At 65.5% G+C, this 16,470-nt stretch carries 17 protein-coding genes; 9 read left to right on the top strand and 8 right to left on the bottom strand.

The window, feature by feature from the left end:
- The first annotated feature begins 62 nt into the window (after positions 1–62).
- Positions 63–1,127, top strand: a complete 1,065-nt coding sequence (locus tag L593_RS01010) for a zinc-dependent alcohol dehydrogenase family protein (protein ID WP_020445051.1) — start codon at positions 63–65, stop codon at positions 1,125–1,127.
- A 155-nt stretch (positions 1,128–1,282) separates the two neighbouring features.
- Here L593_RS01010 and L593_RS01005 read toward each other — a convergent pair whose 3' ends face one another.
- Positions 1,283–2,764 (bottom strand): aldehyde dehydrogenase family protein, encoded by a 1,482-nt coding sequence (locus L593_RS01005; protein WP_020445050.1) that lies wholly within the window; start codon positions 2,762–2,764, stop codon positions 1,283–1,285.
- A gap of 120 nt (positions 2,765–2,884) precedes the next feature.
- The gene (locus L593_RS01000) at positions 2,885–3,553 is read right to left on the bottom strand and encodes an HD domain-containing protein (RefSeq protein WP_020445049.1); all 669 of its coding nucleotides are present in this window, start codon (positions 3,551–3,553) and stop codon (positions 2,885–2,887) included.
- Between the two features lie 132 nt (positions 3,554–3,685).
- Between L593_RS01000 and L593_RS00995 the strand changes: the two genes are divergently transcribed.
- The 5 genes from L593_RS00995 to L593_RS00975 all read left to right on the top strand — a co-directional run bounded on the left by L593_RS00995 (position 3,686) and on the right by L593_RS00975 (position 8,268).
- Positions 3,686–3,958 (top strand): hypothetical protein, encoded by a 273-nt coding sequence (locus L593_RS00995; protein WP_144060679.1) that lies wholly within the window; start codon positions 3,686–3,688, stop codon positions 3,956–3,958.
- 109 nt (positions 3,959–4,067) lie between these two features.
- Positions 4,068–4,841, top strand: coding sequence for an ABC transporter ATP-binding protein (locus L593_RS00990; protein ID WP_049893741.1), 774 nt, complete (start codon positions 4,068–4,070; stop codon positions 4,839–4,841).
- Positions 4,838–6,073: an ABC transporter permease gene (locus L593_RS00985; protein WP_020445046.1), complete on the top strand. Its 1,236-nt coding sequence runs from the start codon at positions 4,838–4,840 to the stop codon at positions 6,071–6,073. Before L593_RS00990 ends, L593_RS00985 begins: the two co-directional genes overlap by 4 nt.
- 165 nt (positions 6,074–6,238) lie before the next feature.
- Entirely contained in the window at positions 6,239–7,039 is an 801-nt protein-coding gene (locus L593_RS00980; protein WP_020445045.1) for an ABC transporter ATP-binding protein, read from the top strand.
- Complete coding sequence (locus L593_RS00975; protein WP_020445044.1) at positions 7,036–8,268, top strand: ABC transporter permease; 1,233 nt, start codon at positions 7,036–7,038, stop codon at positions 8,266–8,268. Before L593_RS00980 ends, L593_RS00975 begins: the two co-directional genes overlap by 4 nt.
- Before the next feature lie 56 nt (positions 8,269–8,324).
- Here the strand turns inward: L593_RS00975 and L593_RS00970 are convergent, their stop codons facing one another.
- The 5 genes from L593_RS00970 to L593_RS00950 all read right to left on the bottom strand — a co-directional run bounded on the left by L593_RS00970 (position 8,325) and on the right by L593_RS00950 (position 12,012).
- Positions 8,325–9,062, bottom strand: a complete 738-nt coding sequence (locus tag L593_RS00970; RefSeq protein ID WP_020445043.1) for a beta-ketoacyl-ACP reductase — start codon at positions 9,060–9,062, stop codon at positions 8,325–8,327.
- Positions 9,063–9,182: 120 nt separating this feature from the next.
- Entirely contained in the window at positions 9,183–10,628 is a 1,446-nt protein-coding gene (gene phaC, locus L593_RS00965; protein WP_049894236.1) for a class III poly(R)-hydroxyalkanoic acid synthase subunit PhaC, read from the bottom strand.
- Positions 10,629–10,641: 13 nt separating this feature from the next.
- Positions 10,642–11,190 carry a poly(R)-hydroxyalkanoic acid synthase subunit PhaE gene (locus L593_RS00960; protein WP_020445041.1) on the bottom strand — a complete coding sequence of 183 codons (549 nt, stop codon included), beginning with the start codon at positions 11,188–11,190 and terminating at the stop codon, positions 10,642–10,644.
- Between the two features lie 40 nt (positions 11,191–11,230).
- Positions 11,231–11,692, bottom strand: a complete 462-nt coding sequence (locus L593_RS00955; protein ID WP_049893739.1) for a hypothetical protein — start codon at positions 11,690–11,692, stop codon at positions 11,231–11,233.
- A 5-nt stretch (positions 11,693–11,697) separates the two neighbouring features.
- The gene (locus tag L593_RS00950; protein ID WP_020445039.1) at positions 11,698–12,012 is read right to left on the bottom strand and encodes an AbrB/MazE/SpoVT family DNA-binding domain-containing protein; all 315 of its coding nucleotides are present in this window, start codon (positions 12,010–12,012) and stop codon (positions 11,698–11,700) included.
- 503 nt (positions 12,013–12,515) lie between these two features.
- Here L593_RS00950 and L593_RS00945 point away from each other — a divergent pair.
- The 3 genes from L593_RS00945 (at position 12,516) to L593_RS00935 (ending at position 15,363) form a co-directional block, all read left to right on the top strand.
- Positions 12,516–13,142, top strand: a complete 627-nt coding sequence (locus tag L593_RS00945; protein ID WP_020445038.1) for a MaoC family dehydratase — start codon at positions 12,516–12,518, stop codon at positions 13,140–13,142.
- A 192-nt stretch (positions 13,143–13,334) separates the two neighbouring features.
- Positions 13,335–14,567, top strand: a complete 1,233-nt coding sequence (locus L593_RS00940) for an ABC transporter ATP-binding protein (RefSeq protein WP_020445037.1) — start codon at positions 13,335–13,337, stop codon at positions 14,565–14,567.
- A 148-nt stretch (positions 14,568–14,715) separates the two neighbouring features.
- Positions 14,716–15,363 carry a DUF998 domain-containing protein gene (locus L593_RS00935; protein ID WP_020445036.1) on the top strand — a complete coding sequence of 216 codons (648 nt, stop codon included), beginning with the start codon at positions 14,716–14,718 and terminating at the stop codon, positions 15,361–15,363.
- A gap of 24 nt (positions 15,364–15,387) precedes the next feature.
- Here L593_RS00935 and L593_RS00930 read toward each other — a convergent pair whose 3' ends face one another.
- Positions 15,388–16,407 carry a hypothetical protein gene (locus tag L593_RS00930; protein ID WP_020445035.1) on the bottom strand — a complete coding sequence of 340 codons (1,020 nt, stop codon included), beginning with the start codon at positions 16,405–16,407 and terminating at the stop codon, positions 15,388–15,390.
- Between the last annotated feature and the right edge of the window lie 63 nt (positions 16,408–16,470).

Raw genomic sequence — 16,470 nt, 5'->3', positions numbered from 1 at the left:
CGATCGCACCCTGGTCGGCCGAGTACGTGGCTTTTTGCCACACCTCGCCGAAGTGAGTGAGTATGCGAGCAGCAGTCCTCGAGGCACACGGCGAACCGCTCTCCGTGCAGGAGGTCGACTATCCGGAACCCGGACCGGAGCAGGTCGTCGTCGAGACCGAGGCCTGTGGGATCTGTCGGAGCGACTGGCACGCCTGGCGGGGCGACTGGGAGTGGATGGGCATCTCGCCGTCGCCGGGCCAGATTCTCGGCCACGAGCCGGCGGGCGTCGTCTCGGAGGTCGGGGACGAGATCGAGTCACTATCGGAGGGCGACCGCGTCACCGTCCCCTTCCACCTCGGCGATGGCACCTGTCCCTACTGCCGGAACGGCCACTCTAACGTCTGCGAGACGTCAGTGCCCCTCGGATTCATCGGCGCCGCACAGGGGGCATATGCGGAGGCGTTCCCCGTTCGCAAGGCAGATTTCAACGTCACGAAGCTTCCAGACAGCGTCGACTTCACGGAGATGGCTGCACTCGGCTGTCGCTTCATGACGGCCTACCACGGGCTCACCGACCGTGCCGGGCTCCGGCCTGGCGACACCGTCGCGATCCACGGCTGTGGCGGCGTCGGCCTCTCGGCGGTCCACATCGCCGACGCGCTCGGCGCGGTTCCGATCGCCGTCGACGTCCAGGAATCGAAGCTCGATCGCGCCCGCGAACTCGGCGCGGCGGCCACGATCAACGGCGCCGAGGTCGACGACGTCCCCGGCGAAGTCTTCCGCGCCAACGACGGCAACGGTGCCGACGTCTCCGTCGACGCGCTCGGCATCGAGGAGACCTGCGGAAACGCGGTGCGGTCGCTCGGCAAGACCGGAACCCACGTCCAGATCGGGCTCTCCGAGGGCGACACCGGCGGCCAGCTTTCCGTTCCCGTCGACCAGATGACGCTCCAGGAGATCGACTTCCACGGCAGCTATGGCATGCCGCTGGTGCGCTACGACGAACTGTTTACCCTCATCGAGCGTTGCACCCTGCAGCCCGAGAAGATCGTGGGCGAGACGCTCTCGCTCGAGGACGCCCCGGAGACGCTCGCGTCGATGGACGACTACGAGACGATCGGGATTCCCGTAATTACGGAGTTCTAGATCACCGTTTTTCTCGTCGGGTTTCCTCGCGAGCCGATGGCTCGCTGTGGGAACCCTCCTCGAAAAAATCTGGACCAAAAAAGACCGCACGGTCGGCCTCCGGCCTCCCGGCGGCGAACCGCGCTCGCTCCCTCCGGTCGCTCGCGCGGATGCTCCTACAGCAGATCGTACTCTCGCTCCTCGTGCTGGACGGAGATCCACTTGGTCTCCAGCAGTTCGTCGACGATCCACTCGCCGTTGTACCGGCCGAGACCGGACTGTTTCATCCCGCCGAAGGGCGCGTTGGGCTCGTCCTGGATCGGGTGGTCGTTGACGTGCACCATCCCGGCGTCGATTCGATCCGCGATGCTCCGGGCGCGTTCGACGTCGTCGCACTGGACAGCGGCGGAGAGGCCATACTCCGTGTCGTTAGCCAGCTCGATTGCCTCCTCGTCTCCGCTGATCGGGATGACCGGCGCGATCGGACCGAAGTGCTCGTCGCAGGCGGCGGCCATGTCGTTCGTCGCGTCGGAGAGCACGGTCGGCTCGACGAACAGTCCGTCGGCGTCGCCGCCGGTTTCGAGCGTGGCGCCCTCGTCGACGGACTGCTCGACGAACTCGAGGAGGTCGTCGCGCTGGGTCTCGTTCACGACTGGCCCGAAGTCGACCGCCGGATTCTCGGAGGGGTCGCCGACCGCCAGCGATTCGGCGTGCTCGGCGAGCAGCTCGACGTACTCGTCGTAGACGTCCTCGTGCACGAGGTGGCGGTTGATCGAGATACAGACCTGGCCCTGGTGGGTGAACGACCCCACGGCGCCGATCTTCGCCGCCTGCTCGACGTCGACGTCTTCGGTCACGACGTTGGGTGCGTTGCCACCGAGTTCGAGGGCTGGCAGTGTGACGGTGCTGCCCGCCGCGCTCGCGACGGACTTGCCGACGGAGGTCGAGCCGGTGAAGGAGAGCACTCGCGGGACCGGATGACCCGCCATTCGGTCGCCGATCTCCGAGCCGCGGCCCGTGACGACGTTCACCACGCCGTCCGGGAAGCCGACCTCGTCGGCGATTTCCGCGAGGAGGAGCCCGCCGGTGATCGGCGTGTCAGTCGCGGGCTTCAACACGACGGTGTTGCCGAGTGCGAGTGCCGGTGCCAGCGCCCGCGTCGAGAGGTGGAGCGGGTAGTTCCACGGTGAGATGATCCCGACGACGCCCACCGGTTCCTGGACGATGTGGTGGGTCTTGCTCTCGCCGAAGAAGGCCGACTCCCGTTCCTCGTCCGCAGGTGGCTCCTGCTGGAGTGCCGTTTTGAAGTCCGAGAGCGAGATCGCGACCTCGCCGGTCGCTTTGTTCTGTGCACTTCCACCCTCACGGGCGAGCAGCCCGACGACCTCCTCGAAGCGCTCCTGGAGGTGGTCGTGAGCGGCCTGGACGTACTCCAGGCGCTCCTCGCGAGATTTCGCTGCCCACTCGGGCTGTGCGGCGGCTGCGGCTTCGTAGGCAGCATCCACGTCTGCCGCCGTCGCCGCAGGGACCTCCGTGAACGGCTCCCGCGTCGCGGGGTTCTCGACGGGCATGGTGTCGCCGCCCGATGCTTCGCGCCACTCGCCGTCGACGTACATCCGGTCCCACCCGGATTCGGTCTGTTGTTCGGGTGTCGCCATCGTCTGCTATAAACGATATCGCAGAGCAAAGTAGTTTGGTACACTACCACAAACGCCGAGGCAGTTCACCATACCCACGCCACCGTCATCGGAGGGAACTGCTACAGCAGTTCCAACGGGCTACAACTCACCGCGCCACTCCTGCCGAAACCGCTCGGCGAACTCCTCGAGAAAGGCGATCCTGTCGGCAGCCATCGCACGCGCCGTCTCGGTGTTGCACTCGGCTTCGAGCTTGTACAGCTTCTCGTCGAAGTGACCGAGAACGCAGGGATCGTCGCGATCGGGTCGCCAGAGCGGGAGCCCGCGATCGCCGCCGAAGGCGAAGCAGCGACCGACGCCGACGGCGCCGAGCGCGTCGAGGTTGTCGGCGTCCTGCAACACTTCGGCCTCGATCGTCTCCGGATTCCTGGGATCGTCCCGGTACTCGTAATCGTCGTGGACGGCGACGCAGTGTTTGACCGCGTCGATCGTCGCGGTGTTCGTCACCTCGGCCGACGTGAGGATCGCTTCGACGTCGTCGAGCGTCGCCTCCGGGTGGACGAACTCGTGGCCGTTCACGACGCGATGGTGATCGTGGACGAGCGCGGCGAGGCCAACCACGTGTGGATCGGCGCCTTCCTTCTTCGCGATCGATCGACCGAGCGAGAAGACGCGCCAGGCGTGTGCGAGGTCGTGGCCGGAGGAGTCGTCTGCGAGCGTTCGCTGCATCTCCGCTGCGACGGCTGGATAGGGCCGCTCCGTTGCACCGGGAACCTCCCAGTTCGGGAGCGCGTCGGGGACCGTGGTCATAGTTCGACTGGCATCGCAGTTCCACTTCAAGGATTCGGGACTGCGGTGGACGTGAACGTACTTCTCCCGTTCGAATGGCGCGATGGGATCGCTCACCGTCACCTACTCGGTGCTGGCGCGGGCACGCTCACCATGGCCGAGATCGGAGACCACTACCGATCAGTGGGGGCGGCAGCGCCCACCGGCACCTATCGGGTGGTCGGCACGACCGACACGGTTTGTCTCCTTCGCGTCACGAACGAGGACGGTCGGCGGCGCCACACGGGCGAGGTCGTTCGCGTCTCCGACGGGACGCTCGAGGACGCGTTCGAACCGACGACGGACCCGGACGCCGGGATCGATCCGATTGGCGTACTCAGCAATCTGCTCCAGGGCCTGTACTGGTCCGCACGCCGGTTCTTCTAGAGTTCATCCGCGTCTACCATCGATAGACTCGTTTGACACCCCGCCGAGTTTCGGATCCCGCAACTCGGTAGGCCGTTTTATAGGCTCTCCAGTCGAGAGCCTATCCACGATGGTGGATGCAGAGCGCCGAGGCGATAGCCCTAGCTCGGGCGTCGTCGCCGCGCACAACGTCGGACGAACGTACTATATGGGGGAACCGGTCCACGCGTTACAGAATCTCTCGTTGACCCTCGAAGAAGGGTCGTTTACTGCTGTCATGGGCCCGAGTGGATCGGGCAAGAGTACGCTCATGAACATGCTGGGCTGTCTGGACACGCCAGACGAGGGAACGGTCGAGATCGACGGCCGCTCGGTGGGCGATCTCTCCGGCGCCCAGCGGGCGAAGCTCCGCGGGACGAAGATCGGGTTCGTCTTCCAGACGTTCAACCTGATGCCCCGGCTCAGCGCCGCCGAGAACGTCACGCTCCCGATGGTGTTCAACGACGTCGTCGACGAAGGTCGACGCAGCCGTGCAAAGACGCTGCTCGACCGGGTCGGCCTCGGCGATCGGCTCGACCACGCCCCGAACGAGCTCTCCGGCGGCCAGCGCCAGCGCGTCGCGATCGCTCGTGCGCTCGCCAACGAGCCGACCCTCATTCTCGCCGACGAGCCGACCGGCAATCTCGACAGCGAGACCGGTGCCGACATCATGGAGCTCTTCGAGGAGCTCCACGCATCGGGGCGGACGATCCTGATGGTGACCCACGAGCGCCACATCGCCGAACGCGCCGAGCGTATCGTTCATCTGCTGGACGGCGAGCTCGACTACGTCGAAGACGTCTCTGACGTCGTTCCGACTGGGCCAGCGACCGACGGCGCAGGTAACGGGGGTGACGACGCGTGAAGATTGGTGAGAGTTTCCGCATTAGCTGGCGAGCGATCACCGGGCACAAGCTCCGATCGACGCTCACGACCATCGGGATCGTGATCGGCATCGGGAGCATCATCGCGTTCATGGTCCTGGGTGGTGCGTTCGAGGAGGATGCAATCGGTGGGTTCGACACCGAGGAGCAGACGCTCGTCCTCGTGCAGACGCAGGGGAACGTCGAAAACGGGTTTGGATTCCAGACGTTCCAGGATCCGATCTACACCGCGAGCGACGTCGAGCAGATCGAGCAGATCGACGGGGTCGAGTTCGTCGATCCCGACGGGACGATACCTGCCTCACAGCTGCGATACGGTGACGAGAGTACAGTCTCGTTCACCGTTCGGATCGCCGACCCGCGGAGCTTCTCCAAGAACGTCTCCGGCAGTTTCGTCGAGGGGGAACCCTTCGCCGGACCCGGCGAAACGGTCATCGATACCCGGCTCGCGGAATCACTCGGCGGGAACGTGTCGGTCGGTGACGAGATCCAGGTGAGCTTCTCGGATGGAACCCGGGAGCGCTTCACGGTCTCGGGTATCTTCAACGCGGAGAATCAGGGGCCAGGCATCGGTGCGTCCCTCTGGGTCGCGGAGGATCCCTACTACAACGTGACCGTGGAGACGCCGAGCGGTGAGCGAGAGCGCGCCTACACCTCGCTGAATATCTGGGTCGAGAGCTTCGATGACATCAACGACGTCACCGAGCAAACCGACGCGTACTTCCACTCTGGCGACTCCGACGCGGAGCAACTCGTCGACGACGACAAGCGGATCGCCGTCCAGACGCTCGACCAGCTGCTCGGGCAGGTGGCCGAGATCTTCGATCAGGTGACGATCTTCATCGCTGGAATCGCCGGGATCGCACTGATCGTCGGTGCGATCGGGATCGCGAACATCATGATCGTGAGCGTGACCGAGCGGACGCGCGAGATCGGCATCATGAAAGCAGTCGGGGCGAACAACCGCGACATCGTCCAGCTGTTCCTGATCGAGTCGCTGATCCTCGGCATCATCGGTTCGATCGGCGGGGTCGGACTCGGGCTGGGTGGCGGGTTCCTGCTCGTGTCCTTCGCGGCCTTCCCGATGGTCTACCCGACGGACTGGATCGTGATCGCGGTCGTGGTGGGCATCGGTGTCGGAGTGGTATCGGGACTCTACCCGGCTTGGCGTGCCGCGAGGGTTGACCCGATCGAGGCCCTCCGCCGCGAGTAAGGACGACCGTCGCCTCCGCTTCTCCAGCGACGTATCGATTCGACGATTGCTGTAGTGGCGATCGAGTTTCGGAGAGACTGCGTACTTGCTGCTGACGGGCATGGTTTCCGGATCTGCAACCGTGATACAACTTTTATACTCGATCCCGAGTGATCGACGGGTAGGATGTCGAAAACGCAGCGCTCCGACGGCGATGCTGGCTCCGGCGTCGTCACAGCGCACAACGTCGGACGAACGTACTATATGGGGGAACCGGTCCACGCGTTACAGAATCTCTCGTTGGCCCTCGAAGAAGGGTCGTTTACTGCTGTCATGGGCCCGAGTGGATCGGGCAAGAGTACGCTCATGAACATGCTGGGCTGTCTGGACACGCCAGACGAGGGAACGGTCGAGATCGACGGTCGCTCGGTGGGCGATCTCTCCGGCGCCCAGCGCGCGAAGCTCCGCGGGACGAAGATCGGGTTCGTCTTCCAGACGTTCAACCTGATGCCCCGTCTCAGCGCCGCCGAGAACGTCACGCTCCCGATGGTGTTCAACGACGTCGTCGACGAGGGCCGTCGCGAGCGAGCGCAGACCCTCCTCGAGCGAGTCGGGCTCGGCGATCGACTCGATCACGCACCGAACGAACTGTCCGGCGGGCAGCGCCAGCGCGTCGCGATCGCCCGAGCCCTCGCCAACGAGCCGACCCTCATCCTCGCCGACGAGCCGACGGGAAACCTCGACAGCGAAACCGGCGCCGACATCATGGACCTCTTCGAGGAGCTGCACGACGAGGGCCGGACGATTCTGATGGTCACCCACGAGCGCCACATCGCCGAGCACGCCGAGCGCATCGTCCACTTGCTGGACGGGGAACTCGACTACATCGAGGAATTCGACAGTGCGGGCGTCGAGGACGGTGGTCCCAAGACGGCCCAGCCGACTGCAGACGAATCGATAGGTACGAGCGGAGGTGACGCAGAGTGAAGTTCTTCGAGAGCATCCGGATCGGGTGGCGGTCGATCACCGGCCACAAGCTCCGTTCCACGCTCACGACGCTCGGTGTCATCATCGGGATCGCGTCGGTGATCGTGTTCATGATGCTCGGGGGCGCGTTCCAGGAGGACGTCCTCGGCGACGTCGACGTGAACGACGAGCCCGTGATGCAGGTCTCGACGCAGACCTCACCGGACGCCGGTACCGGTATCATCAATCTCGACGCGCCGATCTACACGGAGCGCGACGTCGAGCAACTTCGCGCGATCGACGGGGTAGAGTACGTCGCTCCCACGGGCGATTTAGACGCGTCGCAGGTGACGTTCAGCGGTGATTCGATAACCGGGGCCGTTGGCGTGACCGCAACGAGCCCCGAACGCTTCCAGTACGACGGGTTCGACTCGCTCGAGGAGGGCGAAACGTTCGCTGGCCCCGGTGAAGCCGTGATCTCCGATGGACTCACCGAGGAGTTCGAGGAGAACGTCACCGTCGGCGACGAGATCCAGATCGCGCTCGACGACGGCCGCCGGATCAACCTCACCGTCGCCGGGATCGTCGAGAGCAACGTCGGCGCCGGAGGCGGTGGCAACAACGTCTGGACCTCCCTGGAGCACTACCAGACGTCGGTCGACGGACCAGACGGCAACCAGGTGACCGCGTTCGGCGGACTGGAAATCCGCGCGAGTAGCCAGGACGAACTGGACTCCGTTCAGGCCGAGGTAACGCAGTACCTCAAACAGGACTCGGACGCCCAGGAACTCAAACAGAGTGACCATCGGATCGTGGTCCAGACGATCGACGACATGATCGACCAGTTCACGGGGATTCTGGATCAGATTACCATCTTCATCGGCGGGATCGCAGCGATCTCCCTGGTCGTCGGCTCGATCGGTATCGCCAACATCATGATCGTCAGCGTCACCGAACGGACGAGCGAAATCGGGGTGATGAAGGCCGTCGGTGCACGCAGCCGCGACGTCCTCCAGCTGTTCCTGCTGGAGTCGATCATCCTCGGTGCGATCGGCGCGGTGTTCGGCGTTCTCACGGGCGTTGGACTCGGCTACCTCATCGTCAACTTCATCGGCTGGCCGGTGGTCTACCCCCTCAACTGGATCGGGATCGCCGTCGCCGTCGGCATCGGTGTTGGCGTCGTCTCGGGACTCTACCCGGCCTGGCGCGCAGCGCGCGTCGATCCGATCGAGGCACTCCGCAGGGAGTAATCACAGGGGGTCGGAATTTCTGTCCCGATTCGCGAACTGCGGCTCGCAGGAGACCGCTACAGGTCCATCCCGCCGTTGACGTCGAGGACTTCGCCGGTGATGTAGGAGGACTCCTCGCTGGCGAGGAACTCCACGACGCAGGCGACGTCGTCGATGGAGCCGAACCGATTCAGCGGGATGTCTTCGAGGATGACCTCGCGGACGCGATCCGGGACGGTCTCGAGCATCGACGTCTCGGTGAAGCCAGGCGCGACGCAGTTCGCGGTCGAGCCTGACTCCGCGAGTTCGAGTGCCAGGGTCCGGACGAACCCGAACAGGCCGCTCTTTGCCGCCGCGTAGTTCGCCTGCCCGAAGTTGCCCTGCTTGCCGACGATCGAGGAGATGCTGATGAGTCGGCCGTACTCGGACTGCTTGATGTCGTCGAAGAACGTCTGCGTGCAGTTGAACGCGCCGCCGAGGTGTACGTCGATGACCGTATCCCACTCCTCGCGGGTCATCTCCTCGAACTTCGTGTCCTGGGTGATGCCCGCGTTGTTCACGAGCACGTCGATCGGTCCGAACGCGTCGTGAATTTCGTCGCGCATCGCTTCCACCTCGCGGCGACCGGTCACGTCCGCTCGCGTCGCGATCGCCTGGCCGCCGCTGTCCTCGATCGTCTCGACGACTTCCTCGGCCTCCTCGACGGAGGAGCGGTAGTTGACGGCGACGTTCGCGCCGGACTCGCCGAGGTGCTCTGCGATGCCGCGCCCGATGCCTTTCGATGCGCCGGTGATCAGACAGGTGCGTCCTTCCATGGGTGGTCTCCGTGGTAGCGCGACCCCGTCCGCAACGGTCGCGTCGTCACTAGATCACATCACGGCGAAGGCGGCAATAAATGGTGGCCCTGTCAGCGGACCGAATCGGGGTCGGACCGGCTACTCGCTGAGCTGTTCGGCCTGTTCGATCCAGGAGAGGATCCGGTTGGGCGCGACTTCGGTGTCCGCAGCGAGCGCGGCGGCGTCGGCGTCGGCGAGCGCTGCGACGGTCGAGATGCCGGCCTCTTCGAGGCGTTCTTCGTAGGCCGGACCGATCCCGTCGACGTCCTGCAGGGTAGCCGCGTCGGCCGTCTCGGCCTCCGATTCACCAGTTTCGGCGTCTTCGGTCGCTGCCTCGTCGGCGCCCTCGGCTTCGCTGATGCTCGTTTCGGACGCCGAGGCTTCGTCGTCGGCTTCCGCGGCCGATTCGGTGTCAGGCTCAGGTTCCGCGGCCGATTCGGTTGCAGGCTCGTCGTCTTCGAGCTGGGATCGCTCCTCGAACCACTCGCAGACGTCGGGCCAGAGCTGTGCGTGCGATCGCGAAGAGACGCTCATGCCGATGTGGCCCGTGGCGAACTCCATCGTCGTGACGTCGTCGGTTCCGACCACGTCGTTGAACGGTTTGGAAGCGCCCGGGGGAATCAGGTGATCGTACTCCGCGACGATCTGGAGCACCGGCATGTCGATCTCGTTCACGTCGACGTGCCGGTCGCCGAGGTACAGTTCGTTCTCGTAGAGCTTGTTCTCCTGGTAGATGTCCTCGATGAACTCGTCGAACGCGGCGCCCGCGACGTCGATGCCGTCGCCGAGCCACTCCTCCATCCGTGCGAAGTTCTCGACGAAGTCCTCGTCCTCCATGTTCTCGTAGAACCGGACGTACTTCGTGACGTAGTTCTCGACGGGGTCCATCAGCGCGAAGCCGGTGTCGAGGAACTCCGCCGGGACGTTGCCGAACGTCTCCGTGACGGCGTCTGGATCGAAGTACTCCTCGTCGCCCCAGAGTTCGAGAATGCCGCCCTCGCCCGCGAAGCAGAGCCCGGCGGCCATGAGGCCGAGGTTGCGAACTTTCTCGGGTTCGAGCGTGGCGTACATGGAGGACATGGTCCCGCCCATGCAGTAGCCCAGGATATTGATCGAATCCTGGCCGGAGCGGTCGCGAACCTCGTCGACGCAGTTGTCGATGTAGCGCGTGACGTAGTCCTCGAGCGTCAGCGACGTGTCGAGGATCGAGGGCTCTCCCCAGTCGATGAGGTAGACGTCGAACCCGTTCTCCAGGAGCGTGCGAACGACCGAGCGGCTGGGCTGGAGGTCGAGGATGTACGGTCGGTTGATCAGCGCGTAGACGATGAGGATCGGGACGTCGTGTTGTTCCTCCGTTAGCGGCTCGTAGTGGAGGAGCCGGAGCTTGTTCTCCTCATAGACCACCTCGCTGGGGGTTTCGCCGACGTCCACGGACGCGATGGACTCGTTCGCGTCGGGGGCTGCGCCGAGCTTCTCGGCGGCTTCGGTGGCCTGCTCCCAGGCCGTGCGCTGCATGTCGAGGAAGCCTGCGTAGGGGTTCTGCATCGTCGTCACCCCGTTACTCCTCCTCGAGTGCGTCCAGCACGCGGTCGAGCTTCTGCTCGATGCCGTGCTGGCGGCGTTCGAGTTCGACGAGGCGGTCGCCGACTTCGCGAATGTCCCGTTCGGTCGCCATGCCGAGCGCGTGCAGCGTGGACTGTGCGTTCTCGTCGGCGGCCTGCCGGAGTTCGAGGGCGTCCTCGACCGTCTCGCCGGTCATCGCGGCGAACGCGCTCGTGGACATGACCTCCTTGAACGCCTCGTTGGCGCTCGAGAGCCAGACGTCCCGCAGGTCGTCGGGCGACACGTCGGTGCCCTCGGCGGCGACCTGCTCGGCCATGTCTTCGGCGGCCTCCATCCAGACCTTGTAGGCGCGGGCGTAGCCCTGCACGCCTTCGCCGAAGCGCTCGTCGTCGGTGCCCTCTGAGAGCGTCTCGGCCCAGGTCTCGACGAACTGGGACTGCGCCTCGACGTTGGCCTCGAAGGCGTCGACCATCTGCTCGTTCATGTTCTCGACGAACGCTGTCCAGCTCTCCTGTGCGGGTGGCGTGGTGGTTTGTTCGCTCATGGTGGGGTATTGCAACCGCAAGTAGTTGAAAAAGGGGGCTTCAGTCGGCGGAGACGTCGATCTCTTCGAACTCCTCGGCGGACGCCTCGACCTGCTCGTGGGCCTGCAGGTAGGTGTCGAAGGAACTGTCGACCATCTCGCCGTAGTTGTCGGCGGCGGTCTCGAAGTTCTGGACGCCCTCCTCGACGGCCTCGTGGACGGCCGTCCAGGTCTCGTCCTGGAACTCGGCGGCGCTCTCGTAGCCGTCGTCGACGAGCTCGCGAACGTCGCCGAACTCGGCCTCGGGGACGACCTGCTCGATCGCGTCGAGGTAGGCGTGGACGGCCTCGTGGGAGAGCTCCACGTTCTGGTCCGCGACCTGCTCGAGGGTCGCCACGCTGTCGGCCATCGCGTTGACGGCCGTCTTCTGGGCCTCGATCGTCTCGTGGGTCATCTGGTGGGTCTGCTCGATCATGCTGCGCTGGAAGTCGAACGCGGTCGTCATGGGGTTGGTGTCAGTCATTGGAATCACTCTGAGTCTCGATCTCGCTTGACGGGGACGACGATCGTCTGGACGATGTCCCCCTCCTCGATGTCGAGGGCCTCGCGCTCGGCGTCCGGGATCGAGATCCGGCCGCCGCTCTGTACGCGGGACTTGAAGGTCGCCGTGCCAGTGCTCAGGGCACTGAGCTCCGAGAGGCCACCACTCGTGCCGTCGGCACTCATGGAGAGCCACTGCTTGTACAGCTCCTGCTGCCGTTGCATGGCATCTTCACTCGCCTCCTGAAACTGCTCGGCGAACATCGCCGGCGGCCAGGGGAACCCAGCGTTGTCGTCCGTCATCACTTACGTGTACGCTACCCGGGAGCTTAAAGCTTCCCCTCAGATGGTACTCAATGGTATTGAGTGGTACTGGCCGGTTCGGAGCTGCGCTTGCTAACGATTTCCGGTGCGAGTGTCTGCGCCGGACGCCGGACGATCAGGTGTGGCCCGTCAGCGACGTGGTACGGCAGTGACGTGGTCCGGCAATGACGACGACCTGGCTTGCCGCTGGCACGCACCTGGCTGCATTCGTCTTGCGACGGTTCGAACGGCACCACCGCACCCCTGGTACCACCCAACTGGCCTCGCGACCGTGCCACTTGCTCTCGGAAACGAACGAGATGAGTCCGATTACACCCGTATACGCCTGGCTTTCGCCAGCGTGCGTTCGCCGTCCTATCCTTCGGATTTCCCCGGTACGAGTCGGCTAATGTCCCGGATAGTGGTCGGTAGGAACCTCGAAACGAATGTGCTGGTTGACACGAGCCAATGCACACAAGTACCCCCACGAACCTACGAATCGTATGTCCGACACGAGGGGGGTAAACGGTTTCACCGCCGTCGCAGACGCGTGGATGGACCTCACGAGCACCGTCGTCCGAAACACCGCGGCCGCGAATCGTGCCGCGTTTTCGGCCTTCGTGACGGAGGACGAGTCGAACGGCGACGGGTTCCCCGAGGAGACCGTTCCCTCGGTTGCGGGCGAAGAACCCGACTGGACCTTCGAGCGGTCGGTCGATCGTCGTGAGGACATCGGCGTCGGCGACACCGTCACCTTCTCCAAACGGCTCACGGACGAGGACGTGCACGCCTTCGGACGTGCAAGCGGTGACACCAACCGACTCCACCTCGACGACGACTTCGCCCAGCGAACCCGGTTCGGCGGTCGGATCGTCCACGGGACGCTCGCCTCGGGGCTCATTAGCGCCGCGCTCGCCCGGCTTCCAGGTCTCACGATCTACCTGTCCCAGGACCTCAAGTTCAGCGCTCCCGTCGGCATCGGCGATCGCGTCAGCGCCAACGTCGAGGTCGTCGAGGACCTCGGCGAGAACCAGTATCGCCTGACGACGGAAATCCACGACGAGGACGAAGACACGACGATCATCGACGGCGAGGCGGTCGTGCTCATCGACGACCTGCCCGAGGAGTAGCCGGCACGCTTCACAACCACGTTTCCTGCTGCAGAGTCCTGCCCGTAGCACCCGCCACTCGCCGACGTTCCCCTCGAGGATTGCCCTCACAGCCAACGCCGTGGGGTTTAGGAAGCCCTAAATCCCTCGACGCGAAATAACGGGGCAACACCCAGCGCACGGCGTGCGACGCCGCCGTGGCTACTCTCCCACATGGCTGCCGAGGATCACCCCACAGACGGTCGCCGGATCGACGCGCAGGCCCAGACCACGACGGAGGGGCTGGAGCGACGGGCGACCGCCGACGCCGATCGAGACGACGTGGGCGCCCCCGAACCGACGACCGATCGCGACGACGCCGCAGCGGATCGAGCGACCGTCCTCGAGATCGACGGCCTCCGCAAGGACTTCGGACCCGAATGCGCCGTCGACGATCTCTCCCTTTCCGTGCAGGAGGGCGAACTCATGACGCTGCTCGGGCCTTCGGGCTGTGGAAAGACCACGACCCTGCGTACGATCGCCGGCCTCGAACAGCCGGACGAGGGCACGATCTCGATCGACGGCGAGTGCGTCGCCGACGGCGACACCGCGACGGCACCCGAATCCCGCGACGTGGGGCTCGTCTTCCAGGACTTCGCTCTGTTTCCCCACCTGAGCGCCGCAGAGAACGTCGCCTTCGGCATTTCGGACTGGCCGAAAGTCGAGCGCGCCGAGCGCGTCGACGAACTGCTCGACCTCGTTGGCCTCGCTGATCAACGGGAGAGTTCGCCGGCGGAACTCTCCGGCGGCCAGCAGCAACGAATCGCGCTCGCTCGCGCCCTCGCACCCGAACCCGATCTCCTGTTGCTCGACGAACCCTTCTCCAACCTCGACAAGGACCTCCGGGTCCGCACTCGGGAAGAGGTCCGCCGAATCCTCATCGAGGCCGGCGTCACCGCCGTCTTCGTGACCCACGACCAGGAGGAGGCGCTGTCGATTTCGGACCGCGTTGCCGTGATGCACGAGGGATCGATCGAACAGGCCGGTCACCCCGAGCAGGTGTTCCAGCACCCGACCTCCCGGTTCGTCGCGGGCTTCCTCGGCCACGCCTCCTTCCTCTCCGCCTACGTCCACGACGACGTCGTCGAGACGGAGATCGGCGAACTCTCCCGCGATCGGATCCACGGCCTCGCGTCGGCCTACGACCGGACGACCGTCGACGTGCTCGTCCGTCCCGACGACGTCGTCGCTCGACCGTGTCCGAGTTCCGTCGACCCCGACGGCACCGTCACCTATCGGCGCTACCTCGGTCCCTCCGTCCTCTACCGGGTCGAACTCGAGAACGGCGACGCCGTCGAGTGCATGCACAACCACTCCGCCAATGTCGACCTCGACGAGGAGGTCTGCGTGGACCTCACCGCCAACCACGACCTCGCGTGGTTCCCCCGCGCGGAGCACACGGAGTAGCGCCACGCGGAGTACACCCGAGTCCCACTGCTCTGCTCCCTCGCGTCCCGCTACCCTGCTCCCACCCTCCCGGCTGCCGTGACCCGAGCGCTCCAACTCCTGGCCTGGAACACGTAGCTTCAAGGCCCACGCACCGCCAGCAGTTGCTATGGACCGACGTGGGATCGCGATCAGGGCCGGGCTGGTCGCGCCGCCGATCGCGCTCGTTGGCATCCTCCTCGCGACGCTCGTAGATCCCGACTTCACGTGGCTGGACAGCGCCCTCTCACACACCGGCGAGCTACCACCCGGTCGCTCGATTTCGCTCTCCTTGATCGCTGACCGACCCTCCTTCCTGCTGTTCAACGGGAGCCTGATCGTCGCTGGCCTCGGTGGCCTCCCGTTCGCGTGGCTCCTCCACGACGACGCGACCCACCCGCTGCAGCGCTCCGGCGCGATCACGCTCACCGTCGCCCTGGTCTCCCTCGCCGCCGTCGGGGTCTTTCACCTCCCGCACGGCTGGCACGCCCCGTCGGCGATCGTGCACTTCCTCTCGACGATGGGCTTCCTCTGGCTCTACGGGCTCGGAATGGCCCAGGTGGGCGACGTCCGTCGCGGGGCAGTAACGGCGCTGCTCGGAACGATCGTGCTCGCGACCTGGCTGCTCTGGACGTTCGCGCTCCCGGACGCCGGGATCGCGATTCCGGAGTTCGTCGGCGCGCTCGCGCTCGGCGGCTGGATTCTCGTCGAGGCGTTCCGGAAACTCGAAGAGCGCGAGCGGGACGCGGCGAGGGCAGGACTCGGAAACGCGCAGTAAACGGTCTCCCGGGACCGATCGATCCTACCGCTGGTACTCCCAGATGTGGCCGCCGTCGACGGCGTCGACCTGCTCGAGCGCGCCGCGAATACAACGCCACCAGCCGGCGGCGCTCTCGTAGCCGGCAGGCCAGTCGCCGTAGAGTTCGTCGACGAAGTCGCGTTTGCGAGCCTGGCCGACGTCGTGGAGGTAGGCGAGGGCACGGCCCACCGCGACGCGTCGTGCCTCGACGAGGCCCTGCGTCCGACCGGGAACGTCTAGCGCGTCGAGGTCGGCGAGGTCCTCGCCCGGGCGGACGTCCGAATCCCCGAGCGTCGTCGCCGAATCGTAGTCGAGACCGGTCTCGACCTCGCGATCGAGCTGCTGGCGCGTCTCGGCGACGGCGCGGCGACTCAACTCGTCGAGGCGGTTCGTCTCCACGTCTTTCAGCGAGTCCGCGTCACGCGTCACTGGATCTTCCCGCACGCGCTGGACGCGCTCGGGCTGGAGGTGCATCGAGGTGATCTCCGCTTCCGCACTGACGCCGCCGTCGGAGGCGGCGCGTTGCTCATCGCCCTCGGAACTGCTGGCCCCGCCGGCGTTCACACCCTCGCGCCCGTCGGGGTTCGCCGCGGTGCCACCCGTATCGACGGAGGGCGACAGGTCCGAACTCGTCGCGATCGTGTCCACCCCATCGGCCTGGGAATCCGAGAGCGTGCTCTGGGTCGAACGGCCGGACGAGGACCCCTTCGCGGTGGTCGCGTCGGTCGTCGACGTCCGATCACTCGTGCCGATCGTATCCGGCCGAGCGTCGGACACCGGGTCAGTATCGGCGTCGACGGTCGCTGGATCGACGCCTTCCGCAGCCAGCCGCTCTTCGAGTGCGACGAGTCGCTCGTGGTAGGAGTCCAGCAGCTCCGCGGACTCCGTTCCCTGTTCGATCGACGCGCGGTTGTCGACGACCCAGGACAGGTACTCGTCGGCGTCCCCGAATCCGAGCAGATCGACTTCCGTCTGGAAGGCGTCCGCGGTCTCGGGGTCGACCGCGACGCGGAACTCGGGCATTGGGAATCCGGTACGAAGTCCTGGTACAAAAACCATCGTCAGACGCACCGCTTGCTGGCGATC

Origin of the sequence: Salinarchaeum sp. Harcht-Bsk1 (assembly GCF_000403645.1) — an archaeon.
GTDB lineage: Archaea > Halobacteriota > Halobacteria > Halobacteriales > Salinarchaeaceae > Salinarchaeum.
This window is presented reverse-complemented; position numbering and strand designations above follow the sequence as displayed.